This is a genomic window from Lentzea alba (assembly GCF_011067745.1).
Taxonomy (GTDB): Bacteria; Actinomycetota; Actinomycetes; order Mycobacteriales; family Pseudonocardiaceae; genus Lentzea; species Lentzea alba.
Genome location: NZ_JAAMPJ010000004.1, coordinates 597,217 through 614,666 on the forward strand (window position 1 = coordinate 597,217; position 17,450 = coordinate 614,666).

General features: G+C 70.3%; 15 protein-coding genes and 1 pseudogene. 5 read left to right on the forward strand and 11 right to left on the reverse strand.

The window, feature by feature from the left end:
* The first annotated feature begins 92 nt into the window (after positions 1-92).
* The 3 genes from G7043_RS18520 (at position 93) to G7043_RS18530 (ending at position 4,843) form a co-directional block, all read left to right on the forward strand.
* Entirely contained in the window at positions 93-2,831 is a 2,739-nt protein-coding gene (locus G7043_RS18520; protein WP_166046891.1) for a DEAD/DEAH box helicase, read from the forward strand.
* A gap of 96 nt (positions 2,832-2,927) precedes the next feature.
* A complete protein-coding gene (locus G7043_RS18525) occupies positions 2,928-3,614 on the forward strand; it encodes a DUF4333 domain-containing protein (protein ID WP_166046892.1) in 687 nt (228 codons plus the stop codon).
* A 59-nt stretch (positions 3,615-3,673) separates the two neighbouring features.
* The gene (locus G7043_RS18530; protein ID WP_166046893.1) at positions 3,674-4,843 is read left to right on the forward strand and encodes a GNAT family N-acetyltransferase; all 1,170 of its coding nucleotides are present in this window, start codon (positions 3,674-3,676) and stop codon (positions 4,841-4,843) included.
* Between the two features lie 69 nt (positions 4,844-4,912).
* Here G7043_RS18530 and G7043_RS18535 read toward each other — a convergent pair whose 3' ends face one another.
* Positions 4,913-5,857: a 5'-3' exonuclease gene (locus G7043_RS18535; RefSeq protein WP_166046894.1), complete on the reverse strand. Its 945-nt coding sequence runs from the start codon at positions 5,855-5,857 to the stop codon at positions 4,913-4,915.
* A 28-nt stretch (positions 5,858-5,885) separates the two neighbouring features.
* Here G7043_RS18535 and G7043_RS18540 point away from each other — a divergent pair, with 28 nt between their 5' ends.
* Both G7043_RS18540 and G7043_RS18545 read left to right on the forward strand, forming a co-directional pair.
* Positions 5,886-7,007 (forward strand): M24 family metallopeptidase, encoded by a 1,122-nt coding sequence (locus tag G7043_RS18540; RefSeq protein ID WP_166046895.1) that lies wholly within the window; start codon positions 5,886-5,888, stop codon positions 7,005-7,007.
* Entirely contained in the window at positions 7,004-7,450 is a 447-nt protein-coding gene (locus G7043_RS18545; protein WP_045313945.1) for an Lrp/AsnC family transcriptional regulator, read from the forward strand. The genes G7043_RS18540 and G7043_RS18545 overlap by 4 nt, the downstream gene beginning before the upstream one ends.
* Before the next feature lie 314 nt (positions 7,451-7,764).
* Here G7043_RS18545 and G7043_RS18550 read toward each other — a convergent pair whose 3' ends face one another.
* The 10 genes and pseudogenes from G7043_RS18550 to G7043_RS18595 form a co-directional block, all read right to left on the reverse strand.
* Complete coding sequence (locus G7043_RS18550) at positions 7,765-8,364, reverse strand: ABC transporter ATP-binding protein (protein WP_166046896.1); 600 nt, start codon at positions 8,362-8,364, stop codon at positions 7,765-7,767.
* Positions 8,361-8,900: pseudogene (locus tag G7043_RS18555) on the reverse strand (ATP-binding cassette domain-containing protein); the annotation flags it as partial. The pseudogene G7043_RS18555 and the gene G7043_RS18550, both read right to left, overlap by 4 nt.
* Before the next feature lie 56 nt (positions 8,901-8,956).
* The gene (locus G7043_RS18560) at positions 8,957-11,401 is read right to left on the reverse strand and encodes an ABC transporter permease (RefSeq protein WP_166046897.1); all 2,445 of its coding nucleotides are present in this window, start codon (positions 11,399-11,401) and stop codon (positions 8,957-8,959) included.
* 40 nt (positions 11,402-11,441) lie between these two features.
* A complete protein-coding gene (locus G7043_RS18565) occupies positions 11,442-12,194 on the reverse strand; it encodes a VOC family protein (RefSeq protein WP_166046898.1) in 753 nt (250 codons plus the stop codon).
* A 9-nt stretch (positions 12,195-12,203) separates the two neighbouring features.
* Positions 12,204-13,067, reverse strand: coding sequence for a hypothetical protein (locus G7043_RS18570; RefSeq protein ID WP_166046899.1), 864 nt, complete (start codon positions 13,065-13,067; stop codon positions 12,204-12,206).
* A 17-nt stretch (positions 13,068-13,084) separates the two neighbouring features.
* Positions 13,085-14,077 carry a proline racemase family protein gene (locus G7043_RS18575; protein ID WP_166046900.1) on the reverse strand — a complete coding sequence of 331 codons (993 nt, stop codon included), beginning with the start codon at positions 14,075-14,077 and terminating at the stop codon, positions 13,085-13,087.
* Complete coding sequence (locus G7043_RS18580) at positions 14,074-14,967, reverse strand: dihydrodipicolinate synthase family protein (RefSeq protein WP_166046901.1); 894 nt, start codon at positions 14,965-14,967, stop codon at positions 14,074-14,076. The genes G7043_RS18575 and G7043_RS18580 overlap by 4 nt, the downstream gene beginning before the upstream one ends.
* Positions 14,964-16,169, reverse strand: coding sequence for an FAD/NAD(P)-binding oxidoreductase (locus G7043_RS18585; protein WP_313887952.1), 1,206 nt, complete (start codon positions 16,167-16,169; stop codon positions 14,964-14,966). The genes G7043_RS18580 and G7043_RS18585 overlap by 4 nt, the downstream gene beginning before the upstream one ends.
* Positions 16,166-16,348 carry a 2Fe-2S iron-sulfur cluster-binding protein gene (locus G7043_RS18590; RefSeq protein WP_166046902.1) on the reverse strand — a complete coding sequence of 61 codons (183 nt, stop codon included), beginning with the start codon at positions 16,346-16,348 and terminating at the stop codon, positions 16,166-16,168. Before G7043_RS18590 ends, G7043_RS18585 begins: the two co-directional genes overlap by 4 nt.
* Positions 16,345-17,424 carry an NAD(P)/FAD-dependent oxidoreductase gene (locus tag G7043_RS18595; RefSeq protein WP_166046903.1) on the reverse strand — a complete coding sequence of 360 codons (1,080 nt, stop codon included), beginning with the start codon at positions 17,422-17,424 and terminating at the stop codon, positions 16,345-16,347. The genes G7043_RS18590 and G7043_RS18595 overlap by 4 nt, the downstream gene beginning before the upstream one ends.
* Positions 17,425-17,450 lie beyond the last annotated feature (26 nt).

A 17,450-nucleotide genomic window follows, 5' to 3' on the forward strand; every position in this document is an offset into this window, starting at 1 on the left:
GTCGTGACGGCATCGCCCTCTGTCGTTTCAGTGTGGGTTGAAGTTAATCTATCTCAGCGGCGATTGTCGGTGCGATGTGAAAGCCTGAAGGGGTGTCAAGTGCTTCGCGGTCCCCGGCCGAGGCCTACGCCGACTCTCGGCGTCGCGCTGAGCGGCCCAAGCTGACCGACTTCCTCTCCGTCATCTCGTTCGAGCTGGACCCGTTCCAGCGCCAGGCCTGCGAGGCCCTGGAGGACGGTCATGGCGTGCTCGTGTGCGCCCCGACGGGGGCCGGCAAGACCGTCGTCGGCGAGTTCGCCGTCCACCTCGCCCTCACCGAGGGCCGCAAGTGCTTCTACACGACGCCGATCAAGGCGCTGTCCAACCAGAAGTTCGCCGATCTCACCGCGCGGTACGGGGCGGAGAGCATCGGCCTGCTCACCGGTGACACGAGCGTCAACGGTGGCGCGCCCGTGGTCGTCATGACCACCGAGGTGCTGCGGAACATGCTGTACTCGGGTTCGTCCACTCTGGACGGACTCGCGTACGTCGTGATGGACGAGGTGCACTACCTCGCGGACAGGTTCCGCGGTCCCGTGTGGGAAGAGGTCATCCTGCACCTGCCCGAGCACGTGCAGGTGGTCGGTCTGTCCGCGACGGTCAGCAACGCCGAGGAGTTCGGCGAGTGGCTGGTCGAGGTGCGCGGCGACACGTCGGTCGTGGTCGACGAGCACCGGCCCGTGCCGCTGTGGCAGCACATGCTGGTGGGCAACCAGATGCTCGACCTGTTCGAGGGCGACGAGACGCACGCGCGGATCAACTCGCAGGTGTTGCGCAAGACCGAGGAGCTGACGCGGTACCACGTGCCGTTCAGCCGCGGGCGCAACCGCAACAGCGGGGTGCGGGCGCCGCGCAACACCGGGTACAAGCCGCCGTCGCGGATCGACATGATCCAACGGCTCGACGCGGCCAGCCTGCTGCCCGCGATCGTGTTCGTGTTCAGCCGGGCCGGGTGCGACGCGGCGGTCGCGCAGACCGCGCGGGCGGGGCTGCGGCTCAACACGCCGGAGGAGACCGACCAGGTCCGCCGGATCATCGACGAGAAGACGCGCGACCTGCCCGAGGCCGACCTCACCGTCCTCGGCTTCTGGGAGTGGCGGGAGGCGCTGGAGCGCGGCATCGCCTCGCACCACGCCGGGTTGCTGCCGGCGTTCAAGGAGACCGTCGAGGAGCTGTTCGTCCGCGGACTGTGCAAGGTCGTGTTCGCGACCGAGACGCTCGCGCTGGGCATCAACATGCCCGCGCGGACGGTCGTGCTCGAGAAGCTCGTGAAGTACAACGGCGAGGCGCACGTCGACCTCACGCCGGGTGAGTACACCCAGCTCACCGGCCGGGCAGGGCGGCGTGGCATCGACGTGGAGGGGCACGCGGTCGTCGTCTGGCAGCCCGGGATCGACCCGAAGGCGGTCGGTGGGCTCGCGTCCACGCGCACGTACCCGCTGCGGTCGAGCTTCCGGCCCGGCTACAACATGGCCGTCAACCTGGTGCACCAGCTGGGCGCGTCGGCCGCCCGCGAGATCCTGGAGCAGTCGTTCGCGCAGTTCCAGGCGGACCGGTCGGTGGTCGGCCTCGCGCGCCGGATCGAGCGCAACAAGGAGGCGCTGGCGGGCTACACCGAGGCGATGACGTGCCACCTCGGCGACTTCACCGAGTACGCGTCGCTGCGCCGGCGGGTCGCGGACCGCGAGAAGCAGCTCGCCAAGCAGAACACCAACGCGCGCCGCATCGAGACGGCCAAGTCGCTGGAGCGGCTGCGCAAGGGTGACGTGATCGCGGTGCCGTCCGGTCGCCGCTCCGGGCTCGCCGTCGTCGTCGACCCTGGCCTCGAACCGCTGGGCGAGGCGCGGCCGCTGGTCGTCACCGAGGACCGCTGGTCGGGGCGGCTGACGTCGGCCGACTTCCCGTCGCCAGTAGTGGTGCTGGGCCACATCCGGTTGCCCAAGCAGGTCGACGTGCGCTCGCCCAAATCGCGGCGCGACCTCGCGGCGACCATCCGCAACACCGGCATCGCCGTGCCGTCGCGTGGTCGCAAGCAGACCACCGCGGACGACGACCCCGAGCTCGCGACGCTGCGCCGGGCCCTGCGCGTGCACCCGTGCCACGGCTGCGACCAGCGCGAGGACCACGCCCGGTGGGGCGAGCGGTACCACCGGCTGCTGGCCGAGACCGAGCAGCTGGAGCGCAAGGTCGCGGCCACCACGCACTCGCTGGCGCGTCAGTTCGACCGCATCCGGGCGTTGCTGCGCGAACGGGGCTACCTCAGCGAGGCCGAGGAGGTCACGCCGGACGGACAGCGCCTGACCAGGCTCTACAGCGAGTCGGACCTGCTCGCCGCCGAGTGCCTGCGCCACGGCGTGTGGAAGGGCCTCAAGCCGGAGGAGCTCGCGGCCGTCGTGTCGTCGCTGGTCTACGAGGCGCGCCGGGACGGTCCGGTCGAGGCGCGGCTGCCGCAGGGGCCGGTGTCGGACGCGATGCTCAAGACCGTGCGGCTGTGGGCGGAGATCGAGGACGACGAGCGCCGCCTCAAGCTGGAACGCATCACCCGCCAGCCGGATCCGGGCTTCGCGTGGCCGGTGTTCCGCTGGGCGCGCGGAGAGTCGCTGGAGAAGGTGCTCAGTGCCGCCGAGGCGGGTGGCAACGAGCTCGGCGCGGGCGACTTCGTGCGCTGGTGCCGGCAGGTGATCGACCTTTTGGACCAGATCCGTGAGGTGGTTGGCCGACAGGACTCCGTCGGTTCGGCTGCGGCCAAGGCGGTCGACGCGCTGCGTCGCGGAGTTGTGGCGATGATGTGACGTGAGACTGACGAAGGTTTTGCGAGTCGGAGTAAAGACTGACGTCAACGGTGTGATTGGATCGCGCCGCAACGTCGTACACACGGAGGTCGACAGATGAGCAGCCCGTACGGACCGTCCGGAGGGAACGATCCGCAGCAGCCCTGGGGCCAGCCGCAACAGCCGCAGCAGCCCTACGGTGGCGGGTTCCCTCCCGGCACACCGTCCGGCGGCTTCCCGGCTCAGAACCCCTACGGCCAGCCGCAGCCCCAGCCGGGCCAGCAGCCGTACCCCGGTTTCGATCCGTCGCAGCAGCAGACGCAGCAGTACGGCGTGCCCCAGCAGCCGCAGTCGAACCCGTACGGCACGCCCGCGCAGGACCCGTACGGCCAGCAGACGCAGCAGTACGGCATGCCGGGCCAGCAGCAGCCCAACCCGTACGGCCAGCAGCCGGGCTACGGCCCGCCGGTGCCGCCGAAGAAGAAGTCCAGCGCGGCCATCTGGGTCGCCGCGGTGGTCGTCGTCGTGCTCGTCGGTGGCGTGCTGTTCGCCGGGTTCGTGGCGCCGGCGTTCTTCAAGAAGAAGATCTTCGACAACACGGCCGTGCAGACCGGCATCGTCCAGATCCTCAAGGACGAGTACAAGATCTCCGACGTCGGCAGCGCGACCTGCACCGGGGAGAACGAGGTCAAGCCCAACACCTCGTTCGAGTGCAAGGTCCAGGTCGGCGGCAAGGACAAGAAGGTCAAGATCGTCGTCAAGACCGAGGACGGCGAGTACGAGGTCGGCCAGCCCACCGGCTGATCCGTTCCTCCGCGGAAACTGAGGTGCGCCCGCGGTCGTGCTGAGACACGATCGCGGGCGTGACCGACATCCGCGTACTCAACGACGAAGCACAGTTCCGCGCGCACGCCACGGTGTTCCGCCGCGCGATGCACTGGGGCCCGCCCACGGACGAGCAGTGGCAGGTCGTCCTGCCCTCCTACGAGCCCGGCCGTGCTCTCGCCGCGTTCGAGGGCGACGAGATGATCGGCACGACCCAGTCGTACGCCTCCTCGCTCGTCGTACCCGGTGGCGCCGTTGTGCCGCACTCCGCCATCTCACGTGTGGGCGTCCGTGCCGACTACACGCGCCGTGGCGTGCTGACCGCCCTGATGCGCGAGCAACTCTCCACGCTTCCCGATCCTGTCGCCACCCTGCGCGCCTCCGAGGGGCGCATCTACGGCCGTTTCGGCTACGGCATGGCCGGGCGGTGGCGGACCGTCGTGATCGACGCCAAGCGAGCCGTGATCCCCGGCGACCTGACCGGCCGGGTGCGGATGCTCGACCAGGACACCGCCGACAAGCTGCTGCCGGAGCTGCACGAGGCCGTCGGGCTCACGAAGCCGGGCCAGATCGGCCGCTGGGCGGGGTGGTGGGCCAGGGCCCGCGACCGCAAGTCCGACGCCGAGAACTCGGTCACCGTCGTCCACAGTGGACCAGGCGGCGACGACGGTTTTCTGACCTACAAGGTGTCCGAGAACCGGGAGTTCGTCCACAAGCTGTCCATTGAGGACTTCGTGTGGGCGAACGACGACGCGTGGCGCGACCTGTGGATCTACGTGACGAGGCTCGACCTGATCGACAAGGTCGAGATCGAACTGGCCCTCGACGAGCCGGTGAGCTGGCTGTTCGAGGACCCGCGCGTCGTGAACACCACCGAGGTGTTCGACGAGATCTGGCTGCGGCTGGTCGACGTGCCGCGCATGCTTCAAGCCCGCACGTACGGCACCGCCGATCCCGTCGTGATCGAGGTGCGGGACAAGTTGTTGCCCGCCAACGACGGCCGCTACCGGGTGTCGCCGGACGGTGTCGAACGGGTCGAGGCCGAGGCTGACATCACGATCCCGGTCGCCCTGCTCGGTGCGGTGTACTTCGGCGACACGACGTTCTCGCAGCTCGCGGCGACCAAATGGATCGAGGGGACCCGCCTGGCCGACGCGGACGCGTTGTTCGCCGTGCCGCAGAAGCCCTTCTGCGGCACATTCTTCTAGAAGCCCGGAAAAATGAGAGGGGCAGGCGCTGGTCCGGTCGGGTAACGGACACAAACTCTGGAAGCCTGTTCAGGGACGCCGTTCCATTGCGTTCACCAGGCGCGGCACCGAACTGCCCAGGCCCCAGCGCTGCGTGAGTTCGCGCAGCCGCTCGGGGTCGGCGGGCACGCGCGGCACCTCGTCGTCGCGGTCGAGGATCACCGGGGCGTCCAGCGCCGTGCGGACGACGGTGGGCGCGGCCTTCAGGTAGTCCTCGGCCGCGATGAGCGAGTTGCGGGCCTTGGTGGTGAGCTTGCGGTCCATCGGGTCGGTGACGGCCTTCAGCACGGCGTCCAGCGAGCCGAACTCGGTGATGAGCTTGGCCGCGGTCTTCTCGCCGATGCCCGCGACGCCCGGCAGGCCGTCCGAGGGGTCGCCGCGCAGCACGGCCATGTCGGCGTAGGCGGAACCGGCGTTCTCGACCGGCAGCGAGTACTTCGCGGCCAGCTCCTCGGGGCCGAGGATCTCGACCTTGTTCCAGCCGCGGCCCACGTACAGCACGTGCACGGGCGTGGGTTCGAAGCGCACGACCTGGAACATGTCGCGGTCGCCGGTCACCACCTCGACGGGGGAGCGGGTCTCGTGGTGGGCGAGGGCGCCGATGACGTCGTCCGCCTCGTAGCCCGCCGCCTCGCCGGTGCAGATGCCGGCCGCGTCGAGCACGTCGAGGATGATCGGGATCTGCGGCGTGAGGGTGTCGGGCACCTCTTCGGCACCGTCGGTCGCGTCCTCCGCGACCCGGTGCGCCTTGTAGGACGGCAGTGCCTTCACCCGGAACTCGGGCCGCCAGTCGGCGTCGAGGCAGGCGACCAGCCGGCCCGCGCCGCGGTCGGTGATGACGCGGGCGATCGTGTCGACGAACCCGCGCACGGCGTTCACCGGCGTGCCGTCGGGCGCGGTCATCGAGTCCGGCAGCGCGTAGTACGACCGGAAGTAGAGGCTCGCGGAGTCGAGCAGCACCAGGGGAGAGCTCACGAGTGGACAAGCTACTAGGCTTTCGCTCATGGCAACGATCACCGGGCCCATCGACGTGTCCGCGCTGCGTGCGCGGCTCGACCGCGCGACCACTGCCGCCGAGCAGGCAGGCGTCGACGCGCTGCTCATCTCGCCCGGCTCGGACCTGCGGTACCTGATCGGTGCCGGTGGCGACTCGTTCGAGCGCCTCACCTGCCTCGCGCTGCCCGTGGGCGGCACGCCGACGCTGGTCGTGCCGAAGCTGGAGCAGCCCGGTTACGCGGCCATCCCCACCGACGAGCTGGGGGTCCAGGTCGTCACGTGGGTCGACGGCGAGGACCCGTACGCGCTGGTCAAGGCGGCGGTCAAGGGCACCAGGACGGCCGTGGCGGACATGATGCCCGCCCTGCACACCATCAAGCTCGGCAACGCCCTCGGCGGCCCGCAGTCGCTGGCCGGACCGATCATCCGCGAGCTGCGCATGCGCAAGGACGCTGCGGAGATCGCCGCCCTGCGCAAGGCCGGCGCCGCGATCGACCGGGTGCACGCGCGCATGGGCGAGTTCCTCCGGGTGGGCCGCACCGAACGTGAGGTGGCCCGCGACATCGCCGCCGCGATCGTCGAGGAAGGCCACACCGTCGCCGACTTCGTGATCGTCGGCTCCGGCCCGAACGGCGCCTCCCCGCACCACCGCGACTCGGACCGCGTGATCGAGGCCGGCGAGGTCGTCGTCATCGACATCGGCGGCCCGGTCGCCGAGGGCTACAACTCCGACTCGACCCGCACCTACGTGATGGGCGAGCCCACCTACGACGACGTGTGGGACACCTACGCCGTCCTGCAGGCCGCGCAGCAGGCCGCTGTCGACGCGGTGCGGCCCGGCGTCACGTGCGAACAGGTCGACGAGGCAGCCCGGTCCGTCATCGCGGACGCCGGTTTCGGCGAGTACTTCGTCCACCGCACTGGCCACGGCATCGGCCTGGACGTGCACGAGGAGCCCTACATCGTCAGCGGCAACGCACTGCCGCTCGAACCCGGCATGGCGTTCAGCGTCGAGCCCGGCATCTACCTGCCCGGCCGCTGGGGCGCACGCATCGAGGACATCGTGGTCGCCACCGAGACCGGCGTCGAGTCCTTCAACAACCGACCTCACGAGCTGGTGGTGCTTTGACCCTCGAGCAGATCGACAGAGCGATCCTGAAGGAACTGGCCTCCGACGGCCGGTGCAGCTTCACCGACCTGGCCGAGCGCGTGGGCCTCTCCGTTTCCGCGGTCCACCAGCGCGTGAAACGGCTGGAGCAGCGCGGCATCGTGAAGGGCTACGCCGCGCGCCTGGACGGCGCCGAGATCGGCCTGCCCATGTCGGCCTTCATCTCGCTCTTCCCGATCAACCCCGCCGAGCCCGACGACTACCCGAAGCGCCTCGAACACCTCTCCGAGATCGAGGCCTGCTACTCGGTGGCGGGCGACGCCTCCTACGTCCTGCGCGTGCGGGTGGCCTCGCCGACGGCGCTGGAGGAGCTGCTGCAGAAGATCCGGGAGTCCGCGAACGTGTCGACGCGGACGACCGTGGTCCTCTCCACGCCTTACGAGGACCGTCCGCCGTCGGTCTGAGCGCCAATGCCCGTGGGACCACCCTCGGTGCCCCGGCAAAGTCCCGTCAGGCCATCCGGCCGGCTGCCGATGGCGTGTGCAAGTACCACCAACCCAACATCAACAAGCACTTTGCTACTACCAACTGGCCTTGTCGATCCCGCGCCCGGCCCAGCCGCATTCGGCAACTGTCGAACATGTTGGGTGCAGTTAGCGGCGATTTGATCAAGAGTTGGTAGTACTTGCACACGCCACCAGCAGAAACGACTTTGCCGGGGCCCTGGGGACCACCCACGCAAGGTGATCACTCGCTTGGAACGTGACCAGCCGGTCGGTCAGCCGCGAACCTGGCCGTCGGACAGCACGAGCACGCGGTCGGCAACGGCGTGCACGGCGTCGTGGTGCGTGGCGATCAGCACTGCGGCGCCCTCGTCCGCGACCCGCCGCAGCACTCCCACGGCCGCGACCGCGCTGGCGGCGTCCAAGTGCGCCGTGGGCTCGTCGGCGAGCAACACGGCGGGCCGAGTCACCACGGCCCGGGCCAGCGCTGCCCGTTGCTGCTGCCCGAACGACACCTGCGCCGGATAACGCGACCCCAGCTCCCCGATCCCCAACTCGGCCAGCAACGCACCAACGCCGGAAACCTCGCGCCCAGCCAACCGCAGCGGCAACGCGACGTTCTCCTCCAACGTCAACTCCGAGGCCAGCCCAAGAGACTGCGGCAACACCGCACAGGCCGACCACGAAGCCAGTCCGGGCCGCACCGACCCGCTGTCCGGGAAGTCGAAGCCGCACAACAACGACAGCAACGCGGTCTTCCCCGATCCAGAAGGCCCGCTCAGCGTCACGAGCTCCCCGGCGGCCACCGCCAGGTCCACGCCCCGCAACACCGACACCCCGCCGAAGGCCCGGTGCACACCGCAAGCCTGGATCATGACGCGGCCATCGGGATGCACAGGTCCGCCAACGCCACCAGCCGCGGGTCGTGCGATGCGACCAGTGCCGGCACGGGCAGGGACGACAGGGTTTCCAGCACCAGATCGGCCGAGCGGGCGTCCAGTTGTGACGTCGGCTCGTCGGCCACCACGACGGAAGCCCCGCGCGCCAACGCGCACCCGAACGCCAGCCGCTGCTGCTGGCCGCCGGACAACGCGCCGATCCTCCAGGTGCCGGATCCGGCCAGGCCGAGCCGGTCCAGCAACGAAAGGTCGCGGGCCCCGGCCGCGCGCAGGTTCTCGCCCACGGTCAGGTGCGAGATCAGGTTGTCCGGAGGGTTCTGGAACACCACCGCGATCTCCTTGCGCCGCAACGATCGCAGGGCCGCCCAGGACAACGACGACGTCGCCACCTCCCGCACGAACACCTCACCTACGGAGGGGCGTTCGACCAGCGACAGCACCCGCAGCAGCGTCGACTTGCCCGCGCCGGAGGGCCCGGACAGCACGGTGAGGCCGGGGGCGAGGGTCAGCGACATGTCCGAGACGGCGTGCACGGAACCGTAGGACACCCCGACGCCACAAGCGCGGATCACCTGAGCAGCTCTCCCATCCGCGCGGTGCGGACACCGCGCAACGCAAGCCACGCCGCCACGACGACCACCACCAGGCCGCCCAGCACCATCGAACCCAGCAGGCCCGTGAGGTCCGGCAGCATCGGGGCCGGGTTCAGCCACGGCGCGGGATCCAGGCGCGACACGGCGAAACCGGCGCTCACGAACGACGCCAGCGCACCGATCGCGAGCGCCGGCAACGCCAGCGCGCCGACCTCCAGCAGGTGACTGGACCAGAGCACGGACGGCCGCAGGCCCATCCGGGTCGACAGCGCGCCGGAGACGGCGTTCTGGCGGCGTCGCACCTCGACGGCCAGCAACAGGGCGACCGCGGCGACCACGGCGAGCACGACGCCGATCGCGGTCACGAAGGCGAAGGTCCACTCCACGGTCAGGAACGGCAGGCCGTCGAGCACCCGGCCGCGGTCGGCGACGTTCGTGTAGTGGATGCCTGCGGCCTGCAGGGACGAAGTCAAGGTGGACAACGGCAACGACGACCAGAGGTGCCACGATCCCACCTGCTCGACGGCCGGCACGGACTCCCGCGCCACCACGTAACCGCGCGTGCCCAGCTTCGGGAACGCCGGCAGCTGGGCCACCGGCTTCAGCAGCGGCAGTCCGGTGATCTGGATCTCCTGGTTCGCCGACCGTCCGATGCGCACCGCGGGCGCGATCTCACCGGTCCGGTGAAGCGAAGAAAGCAGTGTGCGGACCGAAGCGACGTCGTCCACCACGGCCGCGTCGGTGAACGTCGCCGGATCCACCACCAGCGCGCCGGTGCTCACCCCGACGAGAGTTGTGTTGCCCTGCAACGACGAAGGCAGCGCCACCCGGCCCAGCGCGATGTCCTGCGACACCTGCACCGTGCTGTTGGCACCGACGAACACGCCCGACTTCGAGTCCAGTGCCGACCGTTGGGCGCCCGCCACCGCACTGCCCACCGCGATGGTGCCGACCGCCAGCACCCCCACCAGCAGCACGCCGGTCGCAGGCCCGACCGCGGCCGCCAACCGGCGCAGCGCCAGTTGGGCGGCGGGCACCTGCCACCACTGCACCCGGTGCGACCAGCCGAGAGACCACCGCAGCAGCCGGGTCGCGAACAACGCCGTGGCGAGCACCACGAGCAGTGGGAAGGTCAGCGCGGCGACGTCGATCTTCGGCAGTTCGCTGGACTTCACGACGGTGCCCAACCCGTTGCGGGACAGGCGAACCCACGCCAGCACCGCGAGCAGCGCGACGCCCAGTTCCCACGGCACGAGAGAGAGCCGCCACGAACGTGCGCGCCGCTGGAACGTCCGGTGCGTCCGCCACGATGCCACCAGGACGGTCACGGCCAACGACGCGAGCACCACGGCCAGCACGAAGCCCAACGCGACCCAGAGCGTCCCAGGGGCCAAGGAAACCCCCGGCGCGTACAGCGGCAACAGCAACCGGGCGGCCACCAACCCCAGCAGGCCGCCCAGCACCAGCGGCAGCCCCAGTTCGAGAACACCGCGGAACCCCAGCGCGAGCGGGCCCGCGCCGCGCACCCACAGCAGCCGCAGCTCGGAATGCCGGCGCTGAGCCCATTGCACGGTCACCGTGCCGACCCCGGCGAGCCCGACCAGCACGCTGATGATCACCAACGGCAGCAGCGCGGACGACACGTTGCGTTCGGACGTGCGGGCGGCGGTGATCGCGGACGACAGCACGTCCGTCCGGGTCAGCGGCAGCCCGAGTGCCGAGATGAAGGCGTTCCCCTTGTCCCGCAACGCCTCCGCTTCGTCGAGGGTCGACAGCGGCGACGTCGGGTATCGCAGCGAGACCGAGGCACCGGACGAGAACTCCGGCGGCAGCGACGAGAGGTCGGAGACCTGCGGCACCCAGATCACCGACGTGCTGGCGCCGTCACCGCCCAGCGGGTTCGGCACCACCGTCTTCGCCTCGGAACACCAGAAGCCGGACACGGGATACGCGAGATCGGCGTAGATCGCGGTGACCGTCAACGGCGACCCGGTCAGCCGATCGCCGACGCGCACCCGTGCGGCCGTGGCGATCGTCTGCGGCACCCACAGCCCGGTGCCGCCGCCCTCGACCACGGTGAGGTGCGACAGGGCATCCGGTCGGTACCCGAACCGGCCGTAGGTCGCGAGACCGTTGAAATCGGGGCGACCGATCCGCGTGTAGACCGTGCCCACCGGGCTGCGCGCGGACATCGTGGCGGCGGTGGCCAGCGGCAGTCCGTCGCCGTAGAGCGAGGGGTGCACGGAGTCCGGGCAGATCCGGCTCTGCTGATAGGCGAGAGCGGCGCTGCCCGCGGAGGACGAGTGCAGCACGGCCGCGGCCACCACGAAGCCCAGCAGCAACGTCGTCACGACGCTCACCAGCAACGTGAGCGGACTCGACAGCGCTGCCCTGGGCGCGGCTCTCCACGGCAACTGCACCAGCGCACGCTAGCTGGAGGTACCCCGATTTGGGGAGCCTTCAGGAGGTAACAGAACGCATGACGCCGAACCTGGCTCCGAACGGATCAGCGAGCACGGCGATCCGGCCGATTCCCTCCAGCTCGTAGGGCTCCACCACCACGTCGGCTGCCGCAGCGGCTTGATCCGGATCGGCCACCTCGAAGTACGGCAACCAGTAGGCAGCCGAATCCAAGGTTGCCGAGTCCGGTACCACCGCGCCGCACAGCCGTCCTTCACCGGTGCCCGCCGGCCGGTAGAACGCGCCGGGAGCGCCCTCGATCGTGACGACGTCCCACGAGAACACCGTGCGGTAGAACGACGACACCTCGGCGTCGGGGGAGTGCAGCTCGGTCCACGTCAGCGCTCCCACGGACGACACCGCGTCGACTCCGAGCAGATCACCGGCCTGCCACACGGCGAACTCCGCGCCGCTGGGATCGGTCAGCTGGGCCATCCGCCCGCTCGTGAAGACGTCGAACGGTGCCAGCCGCACCACGCCACCGGCCGCGGCCACCGCGCGGGTCGCGGCGTCGGCGTCCGGCGTGGCGAAGTAGATCGTCCACGCCGACGCCGCACCGGGTTCGGACAGCGGCCCGACGGCGGCGACCGTGCGTCCCTCGTGGCTGAAGAAGCCGTACCCGCCGGCCTCCGGGCCGAGCGGAACGTGGGTCCAGCCGAGCACACGGCCGTAGAAGTCCGCGGTGGCAACGACGTCCGGGCTGCCCAGATCGATCCAGTTCGGAGCTCCTGGCACGAAGTCGGTGGTGAGCAAGACGCCTCCTCAGGACCATTTCCAGCGGATGCCGACCCAGTTCACGGACACGTTCGCCTCGAAGTGGTGCACCGAGTTCGTGTGGTCGAGCGTCAGGTCGATCGTGCGGTGCGGCTCCGGTTCCTGCCAGTCCTGCAGGTAGACGTGCGGGTCGGCGGGCAGCGCCGCCGGGTCGAAGTGCACCTCGATCAGGCTCTGCGCGATGAAGCACCGCACGCCGTGCGCGTATTCGATGCTGTCCACCCGGCTCGGGTCGTGGACGACGAACTCGAACACCCACGTCTCACCCGACACCAACGGTTTGTCGAACAGCAGCTCGTCGACCGTCAGGCGTTCGGCCTCGTCACGTGTGGACCGGCCGACACGGCAGTTGCGGACGGGTTCGTGCCACACCTGCGACGTCTCCTCCGAGTCGTCGCAGAAGTAGTGCGCGTAGAAGCGGTCGACGCCGTCCTGGCGAGCGCGCACGACCATGCGCACGTGGACGCGCGACGCGTGCCGTTCGGCGTCCACGAACACCCTGTCGTGCCGGGAGACGATCTCCAGGTCGTAGGTGTTGAAGCCGGGCATCATGCCGGGGACGACGTCCGGCCAGCCGCTCGGGCCCGTGTGCTCCAGCAGGCTGAGCAGCGAGCGGGACGGCACCTCGAGGAGCTCCTCCAGCACCGCGACGGCCTTGAGCGACTTCGGGGAGACCGGCCGCACCCGGCCCTGCTGCCAGTCGCTCAACGTCGACAGCGCCACCGCCACGTCCTGCTGCGCGAGGCGTAGCCGGAGCCGTTCCAGCGTCAGCCCGCGGCGGCGGATGGCCGCGCGCAGAGCCGAGTGGAACGGTCCGACTTGCAGCAACGCTTCCAGGCTGGGCGTAGTCACGCGATGGAGCGTAGCGACTACAGCGAGAACCCCTCCGGGAACGGATCGGTGGGGTCGAGGAGGTACTGGCCCATCCCGGTGATCCACGCGCGACCGGCCACTGTGGGCACGACGGCGGTCCGGTCGCCGAGCGGGACCTCCTCCAGCAACCGGCCGACGAACCTGGTGCCGATGAACGACTCGTTGACGAAGTCCGCACCGATGCCGAGCTCGCCGCGGGCGTGCAGCTGGGCCATCCGGGCGGAAGTGCCGGTGCCGCACGGGGAACGGTCGAACCAGCCGGGGTGGATCGCCATCGCGTTGCGCGAATGAGCGCCGTCCTCGCCGGGCGCGGTGAACTGGACGTGCTTGCAGCCGCCGATCGCGGGGTCCACGGGGTGCACCGGGCGGTTCGTCGCGTTGATCCGGTCCATGATGGACAGACCGGCGGCCAGGATCCGGTCCTTCTCCGCCCGGTCGAACGGGATGCCCAGGTCCGCGAGCGGCAGGATCGCGTAGAAGTTGCCGCCGTACGCCATGTCGTAGCGCACCTCGCCGAGGCCCGGCACGTCCACGACGGCGTCCAGCTCGTGGGCGTAGGACGGGACGTTGCGGATCGTCACGAGCTTCGTGCGGGTGTCGTAGTCGGCGAGCACCAGGCCGGCGGGGGTGTCGAGGCGCACGGTCGTGACGGGTTCGGTCACCTCGACCATGCCGGTCTCCACCAGCACCGTCGCGACGCCGATGGTGCCGTGCCCGCACATCGGCAGGCAGCCGGAGACCTCGATGTAGAGCACGCCCCAGTCGGCGTCCTGGCGGGTCGGCGGCTGCAGGATCGCGCCGCTCATCGCCGCGTGCCCGCGTGGTTCGTTGACCAGGAACCTGCGGACGTGGTCGTGGTTCTTGATGAAGTTGAGGCGCTTCTCGGCCATGGTCTCGCCGGGGATCACGCCGACACCGCCGGTGATCACGCGGGTCGGCATGCCCTCGGTGTGCGAGTCGACGGCGCTGAAGTACTTGGCGAACCTCATGAGGTGGCCAGCTTCATGTCGGCGTTGACCTGGTCGATCTGGGCCTGCGACAAGGGGCCGCGTGGGGGACGGCACGGACCGCCGTAGCGGCCGACGAAGTCCATCGAGAGCTTGATCGCCTGCACGAACTCGGTGCGCGAGTCCCAGCGGAAGGCGGGCACGAGCCGTTCGTACAACGACCGCGCCTCCTCCAGCTTGCCCGCCAGTGCCAGGTTGAACAGCTCGGTGCACTCGGCGGGGAACACGTTGGGGTAGCCCGCGAACCAGCCCGTCGCGCCCATCAGCAGGCTCTCCAGCACGACGTCGTCCGCACCCGCCACGACGGTGAGGTGCGGGGCGGCGGCCTTGATCTCCAGGACGCGCCGGACGTCGCCGGAGAACTCCTTCACGGCCACCACGTGCTCGATCTGGCCCAGCTCGGCGATCAGGTCCGGCGTGAGGTCGACCTTGGTGTCGATCGGGTTGTTGTAGACCATGATCGGCAGCCCGGCCTTCGCGACCTCGCGGAAGTGGTGCACGACCTCGGTCCGGTTGGCCCGGTACATGGTGGGCGGCAGGCACAGCACGCCGTCCGCGCCGTCCTCGGCCGCGAGCTCGGCCCAGTGCCGGGCCTGGTGCGCGCCGACGCCGTGCGCGCCGATGACCGCGATGCCCTTGTTCTTCACGGCGGCGATGGCGGTCTGGGCGACCTGGCGGCGTTCCGCGTCGGTCAGCGACGAGTACTCGCCCAGCGAACCGTTGGGGCCCACGCCGCGGCAGCCGTTCTCGACGACCCACTGGCAGTGCTCCGCGAACTTCTCCAGGTCCGGCCGCAGGCCCGCGGGCGCGCTGGCGTCCTCGGCGTAGGGGAGTGCGGTGGCGACGATGACGCCGTCGAGGCGTTCGGTCATGACTTTTCCTCCGGGAGTGCGGCGAGTTCGCCAAGGGGGATCGGGACCGCGATCACGCGGCGCTGGCCGTCGAACGGGACGCCGGTGAGCTCAGCGGCGTTGCGGGCGCAGATGCGGCCCTGACAGCGGCCCATCGCGACCCGGCTGGTGAGTTTCAGCTCGCGCATGCTCGTCGCCCCGGTGAGGTTCCCGAGGGTGACCTTCTCGCAGCGGCACACCGTGGTGTCCTGGTTGAGCCACGTCTGCCAGCCGGGCTGGACCTCGTGCGCCCTGGCCAGCGCTCCGGCGAACAGGCGGCCCCTGCGCACGGCCTCGACGGCTTCGCGGGGCGGTTCCTGGTGTGCCGCGGCTGCTCCGGCGATGACGCCCTCGGCCTCGGCCAGGTCCGCGCCGCCGATGCCGGTCACCTCGCCGGCCGCGTAGACGTTCTCGACCGACGTCCGCTGGTGCTCGTCGACGTCGAGGAAGTCGTTGGTGCGCTGGGCGTCCGGCACCAGATCGGTGCGGGGGAGGAAGCCGTAGCCGACGCACACCAGGTCGGCGTGCTCGGTGCGGTGGCTGACCGGGCGCCAGTGGCGGTCGAGCTTGGCGACGGTGATGCGGTCGCCGTGCTTGGCGATCACCGCGGTGCGGGTTTCCAGGTGTGGCAGCACCTTGCGGTAGCTCGCAAGCTCGGCGATCTTGTGCCGGTTGGCGGTGATCGCCTTGGCCTCGCGCAGCCACCTGGTGGGGGAGGACGCCTCGTAGACGCCGACGAGCGTGGCGCCGAGGTCCCGCAGTGCGGTGGCGACGGGCAGCAGGAACGGGCCGGTGCCCGTGACGATCACGCGTTCGGCGAGGGTGACGCCCTGCTTGGCGAGCGCCTGGGCGGCGCCCGCGGTGATCACGCCGGGGCCGTCCCAGCCGGGGAACGGCAGCGGCCGGTCGTAGGCGCCGGTGGCGATGATCAGCGCGTCGAAGCGCAGTTGTGCCGGACCACGCAGGTGCAGTGTGTTGTCCTCGACGAGCCACGCCTCGGTGTTCTTGAGGTGGGTGACACCGGGGTGGTCGAACCTGGCTCGGCCGCGCAGGTACTGGCCGCCCGCCTCCGGTTCCGAGTCGACCATCGTGACCTCGGCGCCCGCGTCGGCGGCGGTTCTGGCGGCGGCCATCCCGGCCGGTCCCGCGCCCACGACCACGATCTTTCCGGCACCGTTCTTCACGGCTTGGTCCTGATCACGTCGCCGTCGCGCAGCTGGTGGCGGCACGCGCGGACCTCGGGCACGCCGTTGATCTCGGCGACGCAGCCGAAGCACACGCCGATGCCGCAGAAGAACCTGCCGGGCAACAGTTCCGCCGCGTGGGCGACCTCGCGCTGCAGGCCGTTGAAGGTCACCTTCACACCAACACCTCCGGGCGGTCGACGCGGAACGGGTGGGGATCGAGCAGCGGAGCCGCGCCGGTGAGCAGGTCGGCGAGCAGTGCTCCGGTGGCCGGGGCGAGACCGACGCCCGCGCCCTCGTGACCGGTGGCGTGCCACAGACCGGGTGTGCGGGGGTCCTCGCCGATGATCGGCAGGTGATCCGGGGCGTACGGGCGGAAGCCGCCGTACGCGCGCATGACCGGGACGCCGCTGAGCATCGGGAACAGTGTGATCGCTTTGCGTGCCAAGGCTTTCAGCACCTTGCTCTCGATCGTGTCGTCGAAGCCCTTGCGCTGGCGGCTCGACCCGATCAGCACGGTGCCGGCCTGGGTCGACTCGACGACGCCGGACGTCTGCAGGTCCGCGTCACCGCTCGCGACCGCGCCGACGTAGTCCGCGTCGTAGACCTTGTGCCGGATCGTGCCGGGGATCGGCGTCGTCACCAGGACCACGCCGCGCCTCGGCAGGACGTTGACACCGAAGCTCCTGGCCCACGGTCCGGTGGCGTTGACGACCGCGCCGCAGCTGATCACGCCGTCCTTCGTGGTGACTGAACGGCCGTCCGTTGTGGACACCTCGGCCCGGGTGATCCTGATGCCGCGCAGCAGGGTTCTGGTGGCTTTGACCGGGTTGAGCTGCGCGTCCTGCAGGTAGTGGACGGCGGCGGTGATCTCCGGGTTGAGGTGCGGTTCCTGCTGGAGGGCCTCCGCGGCGGTCAGCTCGCAGGCGTCGACGCCCGCCGCTCGTTGCTTCGCGGCGAAGGCGTTGAGGGGCTCGGCCGCGTCCGGTGTCGTGGCGACGACCAGCCCGCCCTTCTCCTCCCATTCGGCGTCTTCGGCCAGCTCCGGCCAGAGGGTCCTGCTGACCACGGCGAGCTCCAGCTCCGGGCCCGGTTCCTTGTCGCTGACCAGGACGTTGCCCTCACCGGCCGCGCTGGTGCCCGACGCCGGTCCGTGGCGGTCGACGACGAGAACGTCGAGCCCGCGTGCCTTCAGCGCCTGGGCGCACGCGGCCCCGATGATGCCCGCGCCCATGACCACGACGTCCGGGTGCATCGCCACCTCCGTTCAATAGAATGAAC